Raw genomic sequence first — 19,205 nt, 5'->3', positions numbered from 1 at the left:
TCAGCCTTGTAGAGGAATTGCTTATACAGCGAGGACCTGGGAGTCGGAGCTGGATTAAAACAAAAAGCGTCGCGGGCTTGGTCAGATGCGACACGCATAAGCCAGTCATCGAAAAGCCCTGCATTTATGGGCTTGTAGGGGAATGACTTATGACGCGAGCATCTAGCCCGCAGAGCTGGATTAAAAAAACGTGTCAATGTTCATTGAATGTCTTCCCTCTTATCTAGTTTTGAAGGTACATCTTTCTTAAAAGCACCTAAAGGAAGTTCTGTTAAGACCGTTCACGTCCTGTGAACAACACAGAACGACCTGCATCCTGCAGGTCTGGTGGCAATAGCGGAGAGGTCACACCTGTTCCCATGCCGAACACAGAAGTTAAGCTCTCCAGCGCCCATGGTAGTTGGGGCTTTGCCCCTGCGAGAGTAGGACGCCGCCAGGCAAAACTGAAACACCCTTGAATGAGAACCACTCGTTCAAGGGTGTTTTTTCGTTTCGTGTTTCCTATTGTTTTGTAAAAATAGGCTCTATACTGAATGTGGTGGTGTCCCCTGATGTGATGGGTGTTCCTGCAGTGTGCAAAAAAAAATACACTCATTCCCTCTCTCTTTGACTGGGGATTAAAGATAAACAAGTAGATGTATCGAATATAGAGGAAGAAGGAAGCGCCTTAAGAGTAGAGCTTTACACAAGACATTGGCAACAAAAGTGCCCGTTCTGTAAAGAGAAAACAATGGTTTAAGACAAGTGATGAGAAGACAGCCGGAAAAGGGCTGGAAGAATGTTTGAAATGGATGCGTGCTTCAAACATAGAGGCATTTCGCCGTGTAAGAAAAACGTTCATGCGTTGGAAACAAGAGATTTTACAGTCATTCATGTAACCATTTCATAATGGGTATATCAAGGGAATAAACAATACGATAAAGGTTTTAAAACGAGATTCCTTTAGAATCAAAGACGTTGAACGATTAAAGCATAAAATTTTATGGCAACAAGCGGTTAAAAAAGCTCTGTAGAGCGAAATAGCGTAGCAGAGGAAATAAGCGAGACTCCTGCGGAAAAACGGGCGGCCGAGACCCCACAGCGGACTTTGCGAGGAGGTTCGGGCGTAAGTCCGCGGAAAGCGAGTTTATTTCCTCTGCGGTCTGAGCAAAATAGCTGTTTTTAGAATGAGCCTTTCGATAAAGAGAGGGTGGATGAAAAATCGCACCACTACATTTGACAGAGAACCGTTGAAACAAGAGAGTAAACTTATAAGTGGAACTGGGCTTCCTGTTTATTTAGTTTTTGAACGCGGGGCCGGGCGGATTTATACCAATGCTGACACAGAAGAAAAATCAGGATGGCATCGATGAAGTCACCTGTGTAGTACATCAGCATACTGCCTGCTTCAGCCTGGGATACAGAAGCATGTAGCGGTGGATGGGCATACAAATATTTTGCCAAGATGGAATGCCCTGCTAAAGCCAACAACAGGATAATGGTACGGTAACGGAAACTTGACCGGTGTGGTGTCGGGTCGATATAAATTATCGACGATGTAAATACATATCCAGCAATGAATATATGTAAATGGATGAGTATATGAAGCAGTGGTACATGGTGCATGGCACCATAAAGAGGGGTGACATATAAAACCCAAAGACCACCTATATTTAAGAAAGAAGCAACTGCCGGGTTACCTAAAAATTGAACAGGTCGGCTTTTCAACAACCGCGAAATACGACGGGCGCTTTCTGCAGGCAATGCCCGTAATAAAAGCGTCACAGGGGCACCCAATACCATCAACAGAGGTGCCAGCATGCCTAAAAGTATATGACCGAGCATATGATAGAAAAAGTTGTGATGAGCAAGTATTGCCAGTGGGCCAAAAACAGCAAGAGCTGCTAAAATACAGCCTGAAATCCAGAAAAGTGTTCGGGAGAGCGGCCATAGCCGCTCTCTTTTAGCGGAAAATTTTATGGCGATTAAATAGAGGACACAGCCCGTTACAAAGGGGAGCAGCAGAACTAATTGTGCCAGCCATGGTAAATTATGATGTAGGGAATCCATCGCTCATCCATTCTCCTTTATTTTTATCGGACGGGTGCGGAAGAGCAGTAGCATTCCGACCAGTACCATAACCAAAGCAGTGATATTCCAGGTCAAATCATAGGGGAGAAGGTTTACAGTGTACCGAATTTGATGTAATTGGAACAGCTTATGCTGGATAATCCCGTCATATAGCTGAAAGATACCGGCACCCGTCAGGATGCCTCCCCACCATCGTAAAGGATACCATGCATTACGCCTGCGTAAATCTGCCATCAGGAACAAACCGCCAATTGTAGCGAACCAGCTGAAAGCGTGGAAAAAACCATCCGATACCAGTCCTAATTTTGTTGTGCCTTTATCGTAAAAGTGATGCCAATGAAGCAGCTGGTGAAAAACTGTTTCATCAATAAAAGCAATTAGTCCCAAACCAAACAAAAACCCTGACCACAGGTTCCGTGCAGCGTATCTGGCAGCAATTGGATAATCTGCTTTTTTTGCGTTAAGCATAAAACTTCTCCCTTCTTTTTCCTGTAGCTAAAGTTTGGCTTATAACAACAGGGTGAAAACATCTTGATCAGAATTTTAAAGTATTAACATACTACCCAGGAGATCCAGTTGCTAAAACAGCAAGAAAGGGAAAAGGCCCGTTATTCAAAAAAGAAGAGCATTTTCAGGGGTGAAGTTCCATTCTTATGGAAAGAAGACTCCTTTATAAAAGAAAAGGAGCCGATTCTTTCTGTTTCCGTTCAAGATGTTTTCCGAATAGATGCATAACAAGCAAATGGATGATTGCCTGACTATTTTTATAGAAAAACCAGGGAAGAGATGGGTGATAATCATGAATCGAGACCAGGCAATGATTGCTTTCTGGAAGTGTACAGAACTCCATTTTGCTCTGTTTATCATTGACCTTGGCAAGAATTCCTCCTGTAATCCGATAAATGGTACGCCAGCCGTCACTCTTTTTCGATAGTTGTAGGACGAGGAGTGGGCTTTTTAGAAAACGGGTGTACACCTTACAAATACTTCCGGTTGATTCTGTTCTGAACAGCGGTCGTCCTGCTTGTCCGAGCCAATCGAAGTAATAACGTGCTGCCCATTTTGCATCCTTTGTGGGAGGCAGTAGGACACGTTGAATGGATCGCACTCCACCAGTAGAAACGGAAACCCTTTTTTCCATTTCAGAACGGGTCCATGGAATGGTGATGGTTTTTATTGGAATAGTCGAGGCGGCGAGCGCTTTTTCCACTTCCGTAAGACTGGCTGCGAATGTAGAACTCCGGACGTCTGGCTTGATATAGATGATTTTCTTAATGCCTGTCTTTCTGGCTGCACGGGCAAAACTATCAGCCGTAAGGGCAGCCATGTTTGGCAAGGAAGCTTGGGATAAGCGTGCTTCCGGAAATTCAACCGGATAAAAAAATACGGCTATATCCACATCTGCTAAACCGGTTTCGATTGAAGTGGGATCAAAAAGATTGTACTCGTACCAGGGAATATTTTTAACTTGTCCGTTGGGCTTCTTTTTACTTGATAATCGTATGATTTTATATTGTTTATCCAGAATGGCAAGGATACGTTTTGTTGATATACTGTAGGGGTCTGTCAAAGCCACGGTTGGCTGGACTGATTTCTTCATTTGTACCTCCGGTTATAATAGTAGTCTTCTGCTTCTTACTGTATATCACACTGGCTCATTTGTTAAGGTAGAAGAAAATGTGAAGGAGAGGATCGGAGTATAAGAATTTAAGGTAACGTATTTCTTCGATCAGGAACATTACATCCGCCGGTTCATTTTCGCGGACTCTCAAGAGGACGCAGAGGAACGGATTCAAAGTGAACGGGAAGACTATGTTTCCTTCCGGGACAGAAGGGGGATATATCATGAACTGCATCCACGCAATGTTCGCGTGATTCAAGTGTCCGAGTACTTCCGGAAACAAAAAAAGTCAGATTAGATTCAGCACAAAGATAAAAGCATTCATCCTTTAGTCGTCTTGGATGAATGCTTTTGATTTTATCTTTCAAAACTAGCAATACTTGCGGCAGCCGAATATAAGTTACCTTATAACTTTCCCTTATCACCATCTGATACCCTTTACTATCGCCACCAGCTTTTCTTGTTCAGCTTCAGGAATTTGCCACTCCCTGATTTCCGATAGCAAGTCCGCCATTTTCACGCAGCCCTTCACAAAGGAATTCAGGCGGGCCGCCAGGGTGGCGTTGTTAAAGGAGTCGAAGGAAGGATACAATTCCTGCAGGCGCCTGACAGCGTCCGGATAACGTTTTAAAAAATACTTTTGATGACGTTCTTCAGCCAGCGTGAAGCCATCAAAAGGGGAAATTTCTGTCTGTATCTCTTCTGACAACTCATTTTTCGTTTGGTTTTTGACCTCTTGGATGACTGCCAGCTGGTCTGTATCATGAAACAACAATAGAGATAAATATTGACTGCCTTTGTAGCTTTTACGATTCGGATGATGACTCCTCCAAAAATGTTCGAGAAGTACTTGCAGTGGTAAGCGTGATGGACGGTAATCGATTTGAATCGTTTCTGTATGATCACCAATGGTTTTATAAGTAGGTGCTGCTGTCGATCCTCCAGCATAACCTGTGCGAGTCCTTACTACACCTGGTAAATGCCCGAACCGGGCTTCTGTACCCCAGAATCATCCCATTCCCAGTGTGATTGTTTTCAATTGATTTTTATCCTCTGTTACCATGTTAAACCTCCTGAAATCTGTTTTCCCCATCATACGGTTTTGATTGGTCGATGTCCATCAGTTAGTCAAAAAGTACGGTAGACTTTTCAGAATAAAGTGATAAACTGAAAGTAGTACATAAAGGGAGATATTTTTATGAAACTCTGGTTGAAGAAAATATCCGTCATTTTAATTACTTTCATGACGTTGGGAATGTACATCCCGCCGAATTATTTGGATACGAGTGCAGCAGAAAAAGATGAAGTTCTCTCAAAATCTGATTCGGATAGTCATGCTTCTGCCACGCTTGTTCCTTTGGGCGGGGAAGAGGATACCGATACACGGTTAGGTGAGGAAAAGGACAGTGACCAGTTAATTGCTGCCTTAACGGATGAAGCCGCCGAGCGTACGGTTGCAAAGCTTGGTCCGCGCATTTATCCTAGGGTGGAAGATGAGTTTAAAAGCAATATTCTGCCAGTTCTTCAAGAAGTGATCGGCGAGATATTAACAGAAGCCGGTGATGAAAAGATTCCTTACTTTGTCATAACAGAACAACCTGCCAGTGGATATGGGGAACGTATTTTTAATATTCACGATGTACAAGCTGATCAGGATGTAGCTAAATTTCATGTTAGACGGGATAACCGTCCTGGGGAAGGATATTGGTTTAATTTTCATTATCATTTGGAAGAGGACGGATTTGAAGGACACCATACAATCGGCGAGATTTATTGGGATAAAAATACGCCACCAAAATGGATGGCATAAATATTGTAAGAAGAGAAAGGCAGGGGCTAAACAGCCCCTGCCTTTCTCTTCTATCGGTTTGAGTTTTAGAATATGTTATCTGATTCTTGATCAGAAGTAAGGCTGTTAGGATTCATCTGGATTGTCTGAATCAGAGGAGCCATCCGCTTCTTGGTCTTGATCGGTATCTCCTTGACTGTCATCCTCTGGAGACACTGAGTCATCATCGCTATTCCCGTCACTGGTTTCGTCTGAATCACTGGATTCATCGGAGTTTTGATCATCATTTTGTGATTCTTCTTCGTTGTCCCCTTCATCGCTTGTTTCCTCTTCTCCCGTGTCTTCTTCGGAAGAATCGTCATTCTCTTGCTGGTCATCGCTTTCTTCCTCATTATCTGATTCCTGACTGCCGTTATCTTCTCCGGAAGTGTCACCATTTTCTTCTTGGTCAGACTGGTTTGTATCTGTTTCGTTTTCTGCCTCGTTATTGTCATTTTCTTCATTTTCATCGGATGACGAATCGTTATTCTGATTTTCTTTATCAGCATCATTATTACTAGTCTCTTCCTTTTTCGAGTTACTTTGGTTGTCTTCGTCACTGGAATCGTCGCCTTGTTCCTCGTTTGTATTGACTACAATGGATGCAGGATCGCTTTCCTCGTCTTCAGATACTGCCCTTACAGTAAAGGTATAGGATTTTCCAGCTTCAATAGAAGGAATATCTATCTCCGTGTTACTGGTTTCTGTTTCTGAATCAGGTGTACCGCCTTCTTCAGAAACGGCCACTTTATAGCTTATTTCTCGTTCATCCTCGTCGTCCTGATTATAGTCCCAGCTTAATCGTACGTTATTTTTGTCCGGATCGTAATAAGCGGACAGCCCGGTCGGAGCAGGCAAGTCAGGTATGAATTCTTCTGATTCTTCCGATGGTTCTTCTCCTTTTACAAACAGTTCTGTCGAGACTTTATCGTCAGGCGTAAAGCTGCTGGCCAGTTTTGGTGGATTCGTTCCTTCTTCAATTTCTTTTTCTATGACACTATCCGGCTTTGTGAAATCTTCTGTTTCTTTTCCTTCGGATACTTCCTCCATGAGATGCTTGAACATCTTTTTGGCTATATCTTTTTCATTCCCGGTTAACGGATGGCTCCTGTCTTGATATCCCGTCCATATAGCCGCAGTATAATCGGTCGTATAGCCGGCAAACCAGGAATCAGGCGAACTATCTTTTGGAATATTGTATTTTTCGATTGTGTCTTCTGTATAATTGGTGGTTCCTGTTTTCCCCGCTACTGGTAATCCGGAAATATTCGCTTGGTATCCGGTCGCTACCTGTTTTTTAATGACGTCTTTCAACATATCCGTAATCATATAGGAAGTATAATCTTCCATTGCCTGGTGACTTTTGTGTTCCGTTTCCAGTGTATCTCCATCTCTTTCCTCTATTTTTGTGACGGTATATGGCTTGTTATAAGAACCGCCATTGCCGAATGCAGCGTAGGCACCTGCTATTTGCATAGGATTCGTTCCTTTTGATATTCCGCCAATCGCAGCACTTTCCATTAATGGCGTTTCCAGATTTAATCCCAGCTTTTCGGCAAATTTTGCGGCGTTATCGTGTCCAGCTTCGTTAAAAGTTTTGATTGCGGGGATATTTCGTGAATCCCACAGCGCTTCACGAATGGTGATTTCGCCTTTGAATTCCCCATCCCAATTTTGTGGTTCCTCACCATTTTCGTACTCGAATTCCTCATCTTCGACTACGTGAGCGGTGGACCATTTTTTATATTCAATTGCGGGACCATAGGCAAGGATCGGTTTGATAACCGAGCCTGGCTGCCTGTTCGTATCGGTCGCGAAATTAAAGGCACGTTTTGTTTCCTTACCGTAGTTGCGTCCGCCTCCGATGGCTCGAATTGCGCCATTATTCGTATCAAGCAGGGTAAGCCCGGCTTGAAATGGCTGGCCGTCCTTGTCTTCTGGATAGTCAATCGCGTCCTTATTATTCAGCATGTCTTCTACTGCTGATTGGGCATCAGGATCAAGCGTGGTATGGATTTTCAGGCCGTCCTCGTAAATATTATAATCACCGATCGCTTCTACCTCACTAATCACGACATCGATAAAAGCTTCATTTCCTTTCGAATCTGACAAGTAGGTACGTTCGTCATCAGAACGTTCGACCAATCCTTCCGTAATCGGAACTTTTTCTGCTTTCACGCGTTCTTCATGGGAAATTTTATCATGTTCTTCCATAAGTGCGAGAACAATATTCCGCCTTTCCTCGGCGCGTTCAGGATCATCATAAGGGTTGTAGCCGTTCGGGCTTTGTGGCATCCCGGCAAGTAGTGCGGCTTGTGGCAGGGAAAGTTCATCCAAGTCTTTCCCGAAATAGTAATCAGCCGCTGTCGCGATGCCATAGATGTTATCGGAATAATAGATTTTGTTTACATACATTTCGAATATCTCTTGTTTGCTGTATTCTTTTTCTAACTTCATGGCCAACCACGCTTCTTGTGCCTTCCGTTTCAACGTCTTTTCTGATGATAAAAAGGAACGTTTGACGACTTGCTGGGTAAGCGTACTTGCCCCTTCAGAACCAAAACCCTGCGTCACGTTAGCCATTACAGCTCCGCCGAGCCTTAACGGATCCACTCCTGAATGCTCATAAAAACGGGCATCCTCCGTTGCCAGAACGGCGTCTTCTACTAAACTTGGGATGTCTTTATAGTTCACTTGTTCTCTCTTTTGATCTCCTATTGCTGCCACGACGTTTCCGTCTTTATCAAGAATTTGGGATGCCGCCGGATCTTGCAGGTCCTTTTCGTTTAAAGGGGGCGACTGATTTGCATAATATGCAAACACACCAGCTCCTGTAAGAAGGCCGGTTAACCCTAATAAAAAAATCAGAAAAAGTAATTTCCTCCACAACGGTTTCTTTTTCCTTTTTTCCATCCGGGAATTCTGTTCAGCCATGTTTATTTCCTCACTTTCATTAAACCGAACACAGCAATGATTTCTCGATAATATGTGTTCGTTGAACGTACTTAAAATAAAGTCTGTTGGTTGTATACCCGAATTAGCCAGCAATGGAACTTTTAGATTTTTCCAGATACTCGACTGGATTTGGTCATGTTTTCTTTTGATTTTGGAATCTACTTTATAGGAGTGAATATACTATTGAGAAGACGGGCAAAGAGTAGACAGCCTATCCGGTAATCGGTACAATTTGAGGGGAGGGGGAATGAACATGAGCGAAAATAAAAAAACAATCATTCAGGTAAGGGACAATGGTTCCATCCTAGTAAAAGGGGAAGTGGAATTGTTGGATGCAGAGGGCAACGTTTATGACACAAAGCCTGCGTTTTCTTTGTGCCGGTGCGGGGCATCGAGCAACAAGCCTTTCTGCGATGGAACCCATAAAAAGATAGGTTTTGAAAGCAAAACACGAGTAGAGGATTGAAACAGTTAACAAGGTATGGGCCAACAGAAGGCATAGCAGAATGAACAAAGATATGCTTCTAGTATCAGAAGGGAGGATACAATGGAGGGAATCGGTTTAATTATATCCGTAGCGGTTACCATCTATTTAGTAGTGGATGCACCGAAGCAGGGCAAAAATCCGGTTTTATGGGGAATCCTCGGATTTATCTTTAGTTTGCTGACACTTGGAATTTATTGGATTCAAACAGACAGAAAAGTAATCGGTTGGATACTCACCAGCGTGGTAATTATTGGTTTTTTATTGATCCTGGTTAGTTTTGGTGTACTAATGTATTTCATTGTTGATTCACAATAAAACTGTTAGCAAGGGAGGTATGCAATATGTTTAAAAAAGTAGCATCAGACGCGCTTGGACTTAGTGACATCGGCAGTGTGATCCCACCGGAGGACTATGATAAGACAGACGCTGACGATTACGTCATGCATGAAGATGGTGAAAAGATTTATTTTCTAATCAAATCGAAATCGGATGAGTATTGTTTTACCAACAAAGCCTTGATTCATTTGGATGGTACAAGTGCAACAAGTAGGAAGAAGACCTTGTACAGGCATAGTTACTATGCAAAAGATGTATCAAATGTTGCGTTGGAAACTGCAGGAACGATTGATTTAGACGTAGAAATCAAGTTCACACTTGGCAACACAGCATTTTCAATCGACGTACATAAAAAATTCATTACCGAAATCAAGGACTTATATAAGACGCTGCTAAAGATGGAAGAAATTACGGAGGACAATCAACTGTATCTGGATTATGCAAAACAAAGTCTTGAGTTAGCCTCCAATACACTTAACCAAAGCAGAAGCAGTGAGACTCGTATATCGGAAGAATTCCTTGCTATTAATCAAGCCGCATTCGACTGGTTGAAAAACCAAAAGCAGTTGTACACAAGAAAAGATTACGGGGAAATATTTGAGCTATTTATCAATCAATGAACATAGGGGCTGTACAATAAGTCGTGAAAGGCTTATGTGCAGCCCTTTTTTTATGTAAGAACTTCTGATTTCTCTTTCGGACATTTGTCTGGTTTCTCTACACTCTTGCCTTCTATACGATTCCAGAATACCTGGAGCTTACTTGCATAAGAAACGATTATCTATATAACATTCCTTATGAAATTGGTTTAATCCTAATTAAGTGGAATCCCTTTTCCCGAAAAAGTCTGTCAGATTATCTAACAACGTCATTGCCTGAAAATTTTGAACCTGATAAGTTTATACTTAACATTTAATGTTAACAGACATCACATAAAAGGGGAGGAGAACTTATGGATCCAATTTTTTTAATGAATAATGTGTGGATCGTACTTAGTGGAGTACTCGTGTTTTTAATGCTTGGAGGATTTATCTTGCTGGAGGCAGGTTCGACCCGGATGAAGAACGCCGGTCATATTGCAGGAAAGACAGTATTCACTGTCGGAATCACCTCGTTGGTATTCTGGGCTGTCGGATGGGGATTCATCTATGGAAGTGAGGGAACGTTAATCGGATTTGGCGATTTCTTCTTCGGTGATCCAAACACTATGGGAGAGGGGTTAGCTGGATCAACCGACTTTTTCTTTCAAATGGCATTTGCTTGCATAGCCATGACAATTGCTTTTGGGGGATTTGCTGAAAGAGCGAAATTATCTGCTTATGTCCTATTTGCTGTTCTGTTCTCAGCGCTGATTTACCCTGTGGTTGCCCACTGGATTTGGGGAGGCGGCTGGCTCGCTGGTCATGGTAAGCAGGATTTTGCCGGCTCAACAGTGGTCCATTTGACTGGTGCAATGGCAGCTTTGGCCGCGACCATCATTCTAAAACCGAGGATTGGCAAATTTAACAAAAATGGTTCTTCGAATGAAATTGCTGGACATAATCAGGTGTACACTGCTTTAGGAGTATTGATTCTCTGGATTGGCTGGTTTGGATTCAACGCAGGTAGTACACTGGAAGTAGCAGACGCATTCTTCGGCTATGTAGCGCTGAATACGCAATTGGCTGCAGGTGCCGGCGCAATTGGTGCCATGCTTATTGTGTGGGCGGTCACCGGAAAAGCGGATGTACCAACCACCTTGAATGGTGCACTCGCAGGTTTGGTCGCTATCACGGCATCATGTGCATTCGTAGAGCCTTGGGCTGCCGTTGTAATCGGATTTATTGGCGGATTAATTGTCTTCTTGAGCATGAAATTTTTTGATAAAGCGAAAATCGACGATCCAATCTTCGCACTGTCTGTCCATGGGACGGTTGGTGTATGGGGAACGTTATCCAACGGGCTATTCGCGACGCCGGAATTGGCAAGTGTTGGTCGTCCGGGTTTGTTCTACGGTGGCGGTTTTGAACAACTGGGTGTCCAAATCATGGGTGTTGTCACGAGCGGACTATACGCTTTTGTGGTTGCCTTTATTATCTTGAAAATCATGGGTAAAGTTATGGGCGGTCTCCGCGTTTCGGAAGAAGAGGAGATTGTCGGACTTGACTTGAGTGAGCATGGTAGCTACGGCTACCCGGAAAATTTGCCGCAGTCCGTGAAAAACAGGGAAGCAACCGGTGCATAAACATTGTCTAAAAGGGTGAATTCAGGAGTGGAATATTATCAGGAAATCAAAGATAACTGTAAACGCCTTTCGGCTACCGCGGTCGACCATGAAAAACTGAATTCATACCATGACCAGTTGATGGTTCAAACGGTCCAGTTGGCAATGGAGAAGGTGAGAATGGAGTGGGGGGATCCTCCTGCTCCCTTTGCTTTCTTTTTAATGGGAAGTGCTGGCAGGTTTGAACAATCGATTTGGAGCGATCAAGATCATGGCATTATTTTTGCCGGGGATGAGACATGTAAATCTTATTTTTTAAGGGCAGGAGCTGAAATAACGGAAGCATTGGAGATGGTTGGGTATGAACGATGTGAGGGGGAAGTGATGTCTTCCAACCCGCTTTGGTGCAAGTCGGAAGAAGCGTGGCATCAACAAATAATTGACTGGCTTACAGAAGCGAGTTGGCAGTCTTTGCGTCATTTTTCCACTTTTTTTGATTCCCGCATTCTGATCGGCAATCATGATTACTTGGTGAATTTGAAGCAGGCTGCCTTTACATTCCTTGACAAGGATCCAGGCCTTTATCAACGTCTGATCGATAATGTGGATTTGTATCACAAAGGCGTCGGGATATTCGGACAGCTTCTTCCAGAACAGCATGGTGATCATGCTGGTACCATTCATTTAAAACAAAAGGTATTTTTTCCGTATGTAAATGCGCTCAGGCTACTGGCGTTAAAGAATAAGATTTTTGTTCCTTCTACCTTATCAAGGTTCAGACAATTGCCGGAGCCCTATCGTTCCTTGCAAATGTATGAAAAAGATTTTAAAGCGTTGCTCGACTTTCGACTCAAATTTCGTAAAGAGGCAAAAACGTATAACGAAGTGCACCTCATTCCCATCCGTGATTTAACTAAACAGGAAAAACAGGAGTTAAAGAGCATGATGAAAAAAGGCTATCAGCTTTTTTCCAAAACGAAAACCAAAATAGAAGCAGCGTGTGCGAAATGATGAATCAGATGATGCAACTCGTAAAGCAGCTATCAGGAAAGTTCGGCGGCAGTTCATATGCTATGCTAAACCAGACAGATCCAGGAAAAATGGCGTACATGAGAGAGCTGCAGAGGGAATTGAAAAAAAGTGATGTTCTGGAAGCTCCCTTACCGGAATTAAAGGTAGTCGTTTTCGATTTGGAAACGACGGGTTTTTTTCCGTATAAAGGCGACCGAATTCTTTCAATAGGCGCTGTGAAAATGCAGGGCGAAAAGATACTTGATAATGAAACATTTTATGCACCAGTCCGTTGTGAAACAGAACTTCCGGAAGAGATAACCCATCTTACCGGGTTAACCCATGAAGAGCTGGCAGAGGCAGATTCCATTCATGACGTACTGAAGGAGTTTTATCAGTTTGTCAGGACGAAGCCTTTGGTAGCTCATCATGCAAGCCATGAAAAACAGTTTATGAAACATGCTACTTGGAAATCGTTACGCACGAGTTTTCAGCATCGGATAATGGATACTTCCTTTTTGACGAACATAATAGAACCAGAGGCAAAATTGGTCACATTGGAAGATTGCTGTGCCCATTTTGGGATAGAAATCGATCGCAGGCACCATGCCCTCCATGATGCTATTGCCGCTGCCCGGCTATGGGCTGAAGGAATTCAATCGATCCAAAAGCTGGGATTTACGAATTTAAAAGAAGTATATGCACACTTGGGTACGAAATAAAAATGCCTGCTGGCCAAAGATAAAGGAGGGGAAGGGGTTGAATCATAATGAAAGCTAAAAAAGCTTATGACTGCTGTTTAACAGTCATAAGCTTTTCTTTTTTTAGATACGATGGTCGGGAGGGAGCAGGTGATGCTTTTAATACCTGACAGCGTTATAAGAATTGATTTTCCCATGCTCGAAATAATAGCCTGTACCACTGATTGGATCCGCTGTCTGTTCGATGGCTTGACGAATCTGAACATTGCTTCTTCCTTGTCCAGCCAATAAACCGGCAAGCCCGGCGACATGTGGAGAGGCCATCGAGGTACCGGACATATACGCATAACCATTGTTTGGAACAGGAGCTGCGATATCAACACCTGGTGCTGTTACATCTACCCATGTTCCGTAATTGGAAAAGGATGCTTTGCGATCGTAGCGGTCTACTGCTCCGACAGCGATGACATTTTCATATGAAGCAGGTTCAAAAGTGGTGGAAACACCATCATTCCCTGCTGCTGCAATAACGACAGAACCTTTGCTCCAAGCATAATTCACAGCATTCTCCAACGTTTGGGTGTCGCAATTGCACCCGAGAGACAAATTGATCACTTCTGCACCGTAATCAGCAGCATAGCGTATTCCATCTGCGATGTCAGCAAGCGAACCGCTTCCGTTGGCATCGAGCACTCGAACAGCAAGAATGGATGTATTTGGAGACATACCGGCAATACCAATACCATTGTTGGTTTCTGCCGCAGCTGTACCGGCAACATGAGTGCCGTGACCATTCAAGTCCAACGGCGTGTAGTCGTTATCCACGAAGTCATACCCTCTGATTGTTTTGCTATCCAAATCGGAATGATTGTAATCCACCCCGGTATCAAGGATGGCAATTTCCTGGCTGCTGCTTCCTCTCGTTATATCCCATGCTCTGTCTGTTGATGTGTTCTGAGGTCCGTATTGTATATTTCGATAATAGGTATCATTCGGTGTCCAGGTTGCACTAAATGTATAGTTGGGCTCGGCATATTCCACATTCGGATTGTTTTCGAGCGCCTTGACAACTGCTTCGACATTTCCTACCTTCAGTACTTTGAAGGGGGAGTCCACCTTATCTTCATCAGGAAGGACTTTTGCATTCACATTTTTCAAAGCCTGGCTTTGAATGGACTTTCCGGTTTTTTCCTTGAATTTGACGACTACTTCACCTTCCTGGTAACTTCCTTTTTCGACAGAAGCTACTGGAGCAGGTGCGTTTTTTGTTTTTTCGAGCTGATCGGCTGCGGAAACGTCGGTCAGTGATGGAAAAATGGCCAATGAGACAGCAAGTGACAAACCGGCAAACAATTTACTTTTCATACTATTCCTCCTTTAAAAGATTTATCTACCATTTCTGCGTAATTATAGGAATACCTGCTAAAATAAGGTTGGGAAATTCCGATGAATTCACTTGGGTTAATAGAGTTACAGAAAGGCAGGTTTCCTGACAAAAAAGGGTGACAATTGTCCCGGGTTGTCCTTTTATCTGTAGTAAGCAAGGAAAGAAGATATTGGAAGGGTATGGTAATCGGATTTTAAGCAGTTCTGCTTGTAAAAAAGAAAGAGAAAGGGACAACAACATCATTTTCCTTGCGAAAACCCCATATTTTTGCAAAAGCTATTAAAAATCAAAAAAACCGAACGAGTTCGAATGTTAGTTTCGAATCATCGTTCGGTTTTGGCGTTAGCCACCAGGCTTTATAACTTGAATTGTTTTACGAGATCTTGTAGTTCTTCTGCCATTTGCGACAGGGAAGTAGCTGATCCGGCGATTTCCTCCATGGATGCAAGCTGTTCTTGTGTCGAAGCAGACACATTTTGGGCTCCGTCTGAAGTGAAATCTGCTACTTTGGCTACTTCCTCAAAGGTACCGACGAATTGCTCTGTACCAGAGGCTATTTCCTGGATCTTGGAAGTAACCTGTTCGATTTGCTGGGAAACGGTATTCACAAAACCGGTGATTTCCGTAAACGATTCGCCAGCATGGTGAACGACAGTGATTCCTTTTTCAACTTCCTCTGTACCTGTTTTCATCGATTCCACTGCATTTGATGTTTCGGTTTGTATCGTGCCAATCATTTGCCTGATTTGGTCTGTTGATTGAGCGGATTGCTCAGCAAGTTTCCGGACTTCATCAGCCACGACAGCAAAGCCTTTACCATGTTCACCTGCTCTGGCTGCTTCGATTGCCGCATTTAGCGCCAGCAGATTGGTTTGCTCGGCGATATCGGTGATAACATCGACAATTTTACTAATTTCTTTCGAGTGACTGCCAAGCCCTTGAATACTATTAGAAAGCCCATTGACTGTTTGTTTGATGTATTCCATCTGGCCAACGGTTGTTTCAATCGCCTTGTTTCCTTCTTTCACAGCAGAGGAAGCACTGGCTGTCGTAGTGGAAACTTCGTTTGAACTTTCTGCGATTTGCTGAATGGATTTCGACATTTCTTCAGCCATTTGTGTGCTTTCAACGATTCTGGAAGACTGGCTGTCCATTCCAGATGCTACTTCCTGGATGGAAGAAGAAATCTGTTCCGTTGCGGAAGTGTTTTGTTCCGTACTGGCGTTCAGCTGCTCGGAAGAAGCGGCCAAACTACTTGCTTTCTCTCGTACTTGCAAGATAACATCGCTTAGATTGTTGCGCATTTTGTTGAATGCTTGGCCAAGCTTTCCTAGTTCATCATTGCGTAAAACATTTACATTGACACTAAGGTCCCCGTCACTGATGCGGTCCGCTGCACTGACAAGTTCGTTGATTGGCTTGTTTATGGAGCTGATTATAAAGAATATGACTGCTCCTCCAAGAATTAGTGCCACAGCAATGACGATTAAGGTAGTAACCAGAATAGGCGTCACAGCGGAAGAGACTTCTTCCTGATACATGGTGCCGACGATTTTCCAACCTGTCACATCACTAGTCGTAAAGGCTAGTTTCTTCTGGTCACCGTCAACCTTGTAATCAAAGCTTCCGGATTCATTGGCTTGAATATCTCCGTAAAAGTCTTCAGTAGCTTCTGAACCTGGTTCATTGGTCGGATGGCTGATAAAATGGTTGGTGCTATCAAGTAAAAATAAGTAACCTTCTTTTCCAATCGACACCTGGCTGATCATTTCGGTAAGGCTGCCAAGCTTCAGGTTTACTGCTACGACACCTTGCCCATCTGCAGTGGCCTTTGCCAGTGTTACTACTACTTGTTCGGAGGATTGGGAAACATAGGGATCAGTTACAATAACCGTACCCTTTTCCTCCATTGCCTGCTGATACCACGGCCGTTCACGGGGATCGTAATCAGGCGGGTTTTTAAAGGATGTAGGTGAATTCATGAATTGGCCTGTTTCAGTGCCTACATAGGTTTGTTCCACATCTGCTTTGGAATCCTGGATCGTATCCAGTAAGTCACGAGTCTGTGCGTCCTTGTTGTTTTTAATGTCTGCAGCTTGAATCGCGTTGGATAGATAATCGATGTTTTCTTGCTGGGCAGACACGAATTGATCGACCGTTTGACTAGCCAGATTCACGTTCTTTTCAGCTGTTTGCATCATCTGGCTTTCTACCTTATTGGCAGAACTTGCATATGAACTGATGGCGATAAGAATACTTGGGATTAAAAGTACTCCCAAAAAAGCAATGATCAGCCTGTTTTTCAAACTGAATGACCAGTTGCTGCTTTTTTTCTTTTTCATTTCTTTTCTTCCCCCTCTTCTTGTTGCAAATTAAAACAGTAAATGTTTATTTTGCCCACATTGATTATTATCGTCTTAAAATACAACATTTTTAATAGGGGGATATTATTTTCTTTAAAACAATTTTAATTTCACGGTTGTTCTTTGATTCGTTCATATAATAGAAGAGTTGGGTCAACCGAAATATGGTGGTGGTAGGCATCGATTTTTGCTTCCAGGCTGGAAGCTTGTCTTGCGTCGTTGAAATACTGAGAAATCCGACGTTCGAGGTTAGGAATGCCAAGGCTTTCTATGCCAATTCCGAGTTGTTTGATCAGTTTCAGGTTAATCTCTTCCTGACCCGGTAAAGCATGATAGACAAAGACTGGTTTCCGTTTTTTTACACATTCGCTGATCGTAACCCCTCCCGGCTTGCTGATAATCCCGTCGACTTGGTTATAGATGTCATCCATTTGTTCCCGGGACTCGATGTAAGAAAGTGGCCTTATCGTTTGGTTATCCTCCTTTTTCAACGTGTTGTACAGCTTTTGATTTTTTCCACACAGAACGAGGTAGGTTCCCTTTCGACCTGTCATACTACCTAGTAATTGTTTCAAGCCGCCGACACCCAAGCTGCCTCCTGTGATAAGCAGGCAAGGATTATCATGGCAGGGGATTTGGAAATCGGAAGGTTGGATCGCTTTATGGGTTGGAATGCCTGTAATGAAGACTGTGTTGGGATTGACTCCTTTTTGAATTAAATCCTCTTTAAAAAGGTGAGAAGAGACAAAGTGCATATCCGCCCCATTTGTTTCCCACATTTGGTGAGCGAAAAAATCGGTATACACATTAATGAGCAGCATCCGCAAGTTTTTTTTTTCTTTTAAACGACCGATTATATAAGAGGGGAGGGAGTGGGTGCAGATGACAGCATCCGGTTGCTCCTCCTCCAGCAGCTTTTCGAATGCTTTGCTAAACAGTAAGTCGTAAACCGGGTAATTTTCCTGGGTGGACCGGTCATTATATACTGTTTTGTGATACAACCAGCTATACGTTTGCGGCAAGTAATGGATCCATTTTAAATAAGTGCCGGAAATAACCCTTTCTAATTTACCGAATGTATAGGCTAATGGGTCAACTTTCTTACAAACGAACTGGGAATCGATTTCCTGGATATGCTCTATTAATGTATCGGCTACCTGGTGATGACCTGATGGAAGTTGTAAAAAAGGTAAAAAGAGTAGCTTTTTCATTGAATTCCCTCCGATAGGTGTATTTCAAGATTAGTATGGGAAAATCGGTTATTTTTCTTTACTTACCATCCGGTCTTTTACCTGGCAGCCAATCCAGTAATTACTAGCCATGGGCTCGTCCGTTTCCTGTATAATGAAGGATGGAGGTGCTGGTCATGTATCTTATCTTATTTGCTGTTGCTATATTATTGGCGTTAATTGGAATGAAAGCTTATCAGAACACAAAACAGGTTGTAATCAATAAGCTGGATCTTGTATCAAGTGATGATAAGCAGTCCCGACCATTGCAAATCTTGCATTTATCGGACCTGCATTTGGAAAATATATCGATCTCTCCTCAACAGCTATACGAAAAACTGAAAGACCAACCAATTGATTTGATTGCTCTCACAGGAGATTTTCTCGATCGGAAACGAACGATCCCGAAACTGGAGCCATATTTACAAGTGTTGAACCATTTGGAGCCTGCTTTTGGCATGTATGCTGTTTTCGGCAATCACGACTATGTGCTGCAAAAGAAAAATTTTCAGGATTTACGTGAAGTACTGGAAGCTAATAACTGCATTGTCCTACAGAATGAAAACAAAACGATCATTGCAAAGGGACAGCCCCTGCACATTATTGGAATTGACGATTATGGCACAGGTCACAGCGATCTTTCGTCTTCCTTTGCAGGAGTCGGACCAGCTGGTTATCGTCTAGTACTAACCCACGATCCAAACGTAGTATTAGAGATGGATGATTATCATTATGATTATTTATTATCCGGTCATTTTCACGGCGGCCAAATCCTTTATCCGAAAGCCTACCATTTAGTTAAAATGGGAAAACTAGCCAGGATGAACATGGTTAAGGGGTTGCATTGCCACCAGGGAAAATCTTTTTATATAAGCGAAGGGCTCGGTCAAACTGGATTGAATATCCGAATCGGAAGCCGGCCGGAAATCACCATTCACCGACTGCAGTCTGCTGTACAAGCTGCTAATGAAAAAGTGGTAGGATGAAAAAAGTCAATCAGCTGTTTAAACAGCG

At 43.1% G+C, this 19,205-nt stretch carries 15 protein-coding genes, 1 rRNA gene and 2 pseudogenes; 10 read left to right on the top strand and 8 right to left on the bottom strand.

The genetic code is table 11. The features are described 5' to 3' along the window. Window positions 1-323 precede the first annotated feature (323 nt). Both rrf and BN1067_RS20745 read left to right on the top strand, forming a co-directional pair. Window positions 324-439 (top strand): 5S ribosomal RNA (rrf, locus tag BN1067_RS17925). A 289-nt stretch (window positions 440-728) separates the two neighbouring features. Next, a pseudogene (locus BN1067_RS20745) lies at window positions 729-1,013 on the top strand (transposase); the annotation flags it as partial. Between the two features lie 235 nt (window positions 1,014-1,248). On the opposite strand, the gene BN1067_RS17915 reads toward BN1067_RS20745, so the two are convergent. The 4 genes and pseudogenes from BN1067_RS17915 to BN1067_RS17895 all read right to left on the bottom strand — a co-directional run. After that, on the bottom strand, window positions 1,249-2,049 hold the full coding sequence (locus BN1067_RS17915; RefSeq protein WP_053220166.1) for a cytochrome c oxidase assembly protein: 801 nt from the start codon (window positions 2,047-2,049) through the stop codon (window positions 1,249-1,251). A gap of 3 nt (window positions 2,050-2,052) precedes the next feature. Beyond that, entirely contained in the window at window positions 2,053-2,538 is a 486-nt protein-coding gene (locus BN1067_RS17910) for a DUF2243 domain-containing protein (RefSeq protein WP_053220165.1), read from the bottom strand. 202 nt (window positions 2,539-2,740) lie between these two features. Then, window positions 2,741-3,670 carry a Rossmann-fold NAD(P)-binding domain-containing protein gene (locus BN1067_RS17905; protein ID WP_053220164.1) on the bottom strand — a complete coding sequence of 310 codons (930 nt, stop codon included), beginning with the start codon at window positions 3,668-3,670 and terminating at the stop codon, window positions 2,741-2,743. Between the two features lie 442 nt (window positions 3,671-4,112). Then, window positions 4,113-4,688 (bottom strand): annotated as a pseudogene (locus BN1067_RS17895) (peptide-methionine (S)-S-oxide reductase); the annotation flags it as partial. A gap of 201 nt (window positions 4,689-4,889) precedes the next feature. Here BN1067_RS17895 and BN1067_RS17890 point away from each other — a divergent pair. Beyond that, window positions 4,890-5,501, top strand: a complete 612-nt coding sequence (locus tag BN1067_RS17890) for a YpjP family protein (protein WP_053220163.1) — start codon at window positions 4,890-4,892, stop codon at window positions 5,499-5,501. A gap of 105 nt (window positions 5,502-5,606) precedes the next feature. Here BN1067_RS17890 and BN1067_RS17885 read toward each other — a convergent pair whose 3' ends face one another. Continuing rightward, window positions 5,607-8,453, bottom strand: a complete 2,847-nt coding sequence (locus BN1067_RS17885) for a PBP1A family penicillin-binding protein (RefSeq protein WP_110943559.1) — start codon at window positions 8,451-8,453, stop codon at window positions 5,607-5,609. A 274-nt stretch (window positions 8,454-8,727) separates the two neighbouring features. Here BN1067_RS17885 and BN1067_RS17880 point away from each other — a divergent pair, with 274 nt between their 5' ends. The 6 genes from BN1067_RS17880 (at window position 8,728) to BN1067_RS17855 (ending at window position 13,233) form a co-directional block, all read left to right on the top strand. Further along, window positions 8,728-8,940, top strand: a complete 213-nt coding sequence (locus BN1067_RS17880) for a CDGSH iron-sulfur domain-containing protein (RefSeq protein WP_053220162.1) — start codon at window positions 8,728-8,730, stop codon at window positions 8,938-8,940. 81 nt (window positions 8,941-9,021) lie between these two features. Further along, the gene (locus tag BN1067_RS17875; RefSeq protein WP_053220161.1) at window positions 9,022-9,276 is read left to right on the top strand and encodes a hypothetical protein; all 255 of its coding nucleotides are present in this window, start codon (window positions 9,022-9,024) and stop codon (window positions 9,274-9,276) included. Window positions 9,277-9,302: 26 nt separating this feature from the next. Then, window positions 9,303-9,917, top strand: coding sequence for a PH domain-containing protein (locus tag BN1067_RS17870; protein WP_053220160.1), 615 nt, complete (start codon window positions 9,303-9,305; stop codon window positions 9,915-9,917). A gap of 332 nt (window positions 9,918-10,249) precedes the next feature. Further along, window positions 10,250-11,521: an ammonium transporter gene (locus tag BN1067_RS17865; protein WP_053220159.1), complete on the top strand. Its 1,272-nt coding sequence runs from the start codon at window positions 10,250-10,252 to the stop codon at window positions 11,519-11,521. Between the two features lie 27 nt (window positions 11,522-11,548). Further along, the gene (locus BN1067_RS17860) at window positions 11,549-12,511 is read left to right on the top strand and encodes a DUF294 nucleotidyltransferase-like domain-containing protein (protein ID WP_053220158.1); all 963 of its coding nucleotides are present in this window, start codon (window positions 11,549-11,551) and stop codon (window positions 12,509-12,511) included. Next, entirely contained in the window at window positions 12,508-13,233 is a 726-nt protein-coding gene (locus tag BN1067_RS17855) for an exonuclease domain-containing protein (protein ID WP_324777951.1), read from the top strand. The genes BN1067_RS17860 and BN1067_RS17855 overlap by 4 nt, the downstream gene beginning before the upstream one ends. 138 nt (window positions 13,234-13,371) lie before the next feature. Here BN1067_RS17855 and BN1067_RS17850 read toward each other — a convergent pair whose 3' ends face one another. The 3 genes from BN1067_RS17850 to BN1067_RS17840 all read right to left on the bottom strand — a co-directional run bounded on the left by BN1067_RS17850 (window position 13,372) and on the right by BN1067_RS17840 (window position 18,173). Further along, window positions 13,372-14,577, bottom strand: a complete 1,206-nt coding sequence (locus BN1067_RS17850) for a S8 family peptidase (protein WP_053220157.1) — start codon at window positions 14,575-14,577, stop codon at window positions 13,372-13,374. 378 nt (window positions 14,578-14,955) lie between these two features. Then, window positions 14,956-16,941: a methyl-accepting chemotaxis protein gene (locus BN1067_RS17845; RefSeq protein ID WP_053220156.1), complete on the bottom strand. Its 1,986-nt coding sequence runs from the start codon at window positions 16,939-16,941 to the stop codon at window positions 14,956-14,958. A gap of 131 nt (window positions 16,942-17,072) precedes the next feature. Further along, window positions 17,073-18,173, bottom strand: coding sequence for an MGDG synthase family glycosyltransferase (locus tag BN1067_RS17840; RefSeq protein ID WP_053220155.1), 1,101 nt, complete (start codon window positions 18,171-18,173; stop codon window positions 17,073-17,075). A 155-nt stretch (window positions 18,174-18,328) separates the two neighbouring features. On the opposite strand from BN1067_RS17840, the gene BN1067_RS17835 reads away from it, so the two are divergent. Continuing rightward, entirely contained in the window at window positions 18,329-19,177 is an 849-nt protein-coding gene (locus tag BN1067_RS17835; protein WP_053220154.1) for a metallophosphoesterase, read from the top strand. Window positions 19,178-19,205 lie beyond the last annotated feature (28 nt).

It is taken from the genome of Virgibacillus senegalensis (assembly GCF_000821245.2).
In the GTDB taxonomy this organism is placed as follows: Bacteria; Bacillota; Bacilli; order Bacillales; family Amphibacillaceae; genus Sediminibacillus; species Sediminibacillus senegalensis.
The sequence above is the reverse complement of the archived record's forward strand: the minus strand, read 5'-3'. Positions and strand labels throughout refer to the sequence as shown.

What these genes read in the sequence shown, in the direction of transcription:
- BN1067_RS17885 (WP_110943559.1), bottom strand. Translation starts at nt 8,453, where the DNA reads ATGGCTGAACAGAATTCCCGGATGGAAAAAAGGAAAAAGAAACCGTTG.
- BN1067_RS17910 (WP_053220165.1), bottom strand. Translation starts at nt 2,538, where the DNA reads ATGCTTAACGCAAAAAAAGCAGATTATCCAATTGCTGCCAGATACGCT.
- BN1067_RS17850 (WP_053220157.1), bottom strand. Translation starts at nt 14,577, where the DNA reads ATGAAAAGTAAATTGTTTGCCGGTTTGTCACTTGCTGTCTCATTGGCC.
- BN1067_RS17845 (WP_053220156.1), bottom strand. Translation starts at nt 16,941, where the DNA reads ATGAAAAAGAAAAAAAGCAGCAACTGGTCATTCAGTTTGAAAAACAGG.
- BN1067_RS17870 (WP_053220160.1), top strand. Translation starts at nt 9,303, where the DNA reads ATGTTTAAAAAAGTAGCATCAGACGCGCTTGGACTTAGTGACATCGGC.
- BN1067_RS17905 (WP_053220164.1), bottom strand. Translation starts at nt 3,670, where the DNA reads ATGAAGAAATCAGTCCAGCCAACCGTGGCTTTGACAGACCCCTACAGT.
- BN1067_RS17855 (WP_324777951.1), top strand. Translation starts at nt 12,508, where the DNA reads ATGATGAATCAGATGATGCAACTCGTAAAGCAGCTATCAGGAAAGTTC.
- BN1067_RS17840 (WP_053220155.1), bottom strand. Translation starts at nt 18,173, where the DNA reads ATGAAAAAGCTACTCTTTTTACCTTTTTTACAACTTCCATCAGGTCAT.
- BN1067_RS17875 (WP_053220161.1), top strand. Translation starts at nt 9,022, where the DNA reads ATGGAGGGAATCGGTTTAATTATATCCGTAGCGGTTACCATCTATTTA.
- BN1067_RS17835 (WP_053220154.1), top strand. Translation starts at nt 18,329, where the DNA reads ATGTATCTTATCTTATTTGCTGTTGCTATATTATTGGCGTTAATTGGA.
- BN1067_RS17865 (WP_053220159.1), top strand. Translation starts at nt 10,250, where the DNA reads ATGGATCCAATTTTTTTAATGAATAATGTGTGGATCGTACTTAGTGGA.
- BN1067_RS17880 (WP_053220162.1), top strand. Translation starts at nt 8,728, where the DNA reads ATGAGCGAAAATAAAAAAACAATCATTCAGGTAAGGGACAATGGTTCC.
- BN1067_RS17890 (WP_053220163.1), top strand. Translation starts at nt 4,890, where the DNA reads ATGAAACTCTGGTTGAAGAAAATATCCGTCATTTTAATTACTTTCATG.
- BN1067_RS17915 (WP_053220166.1), bottom strand. Translation starts at nt 2,049, where the DNA reads ATGGATTCCCTACATCATAATTTACCATGGCTGGCACAATTAGTTCTG.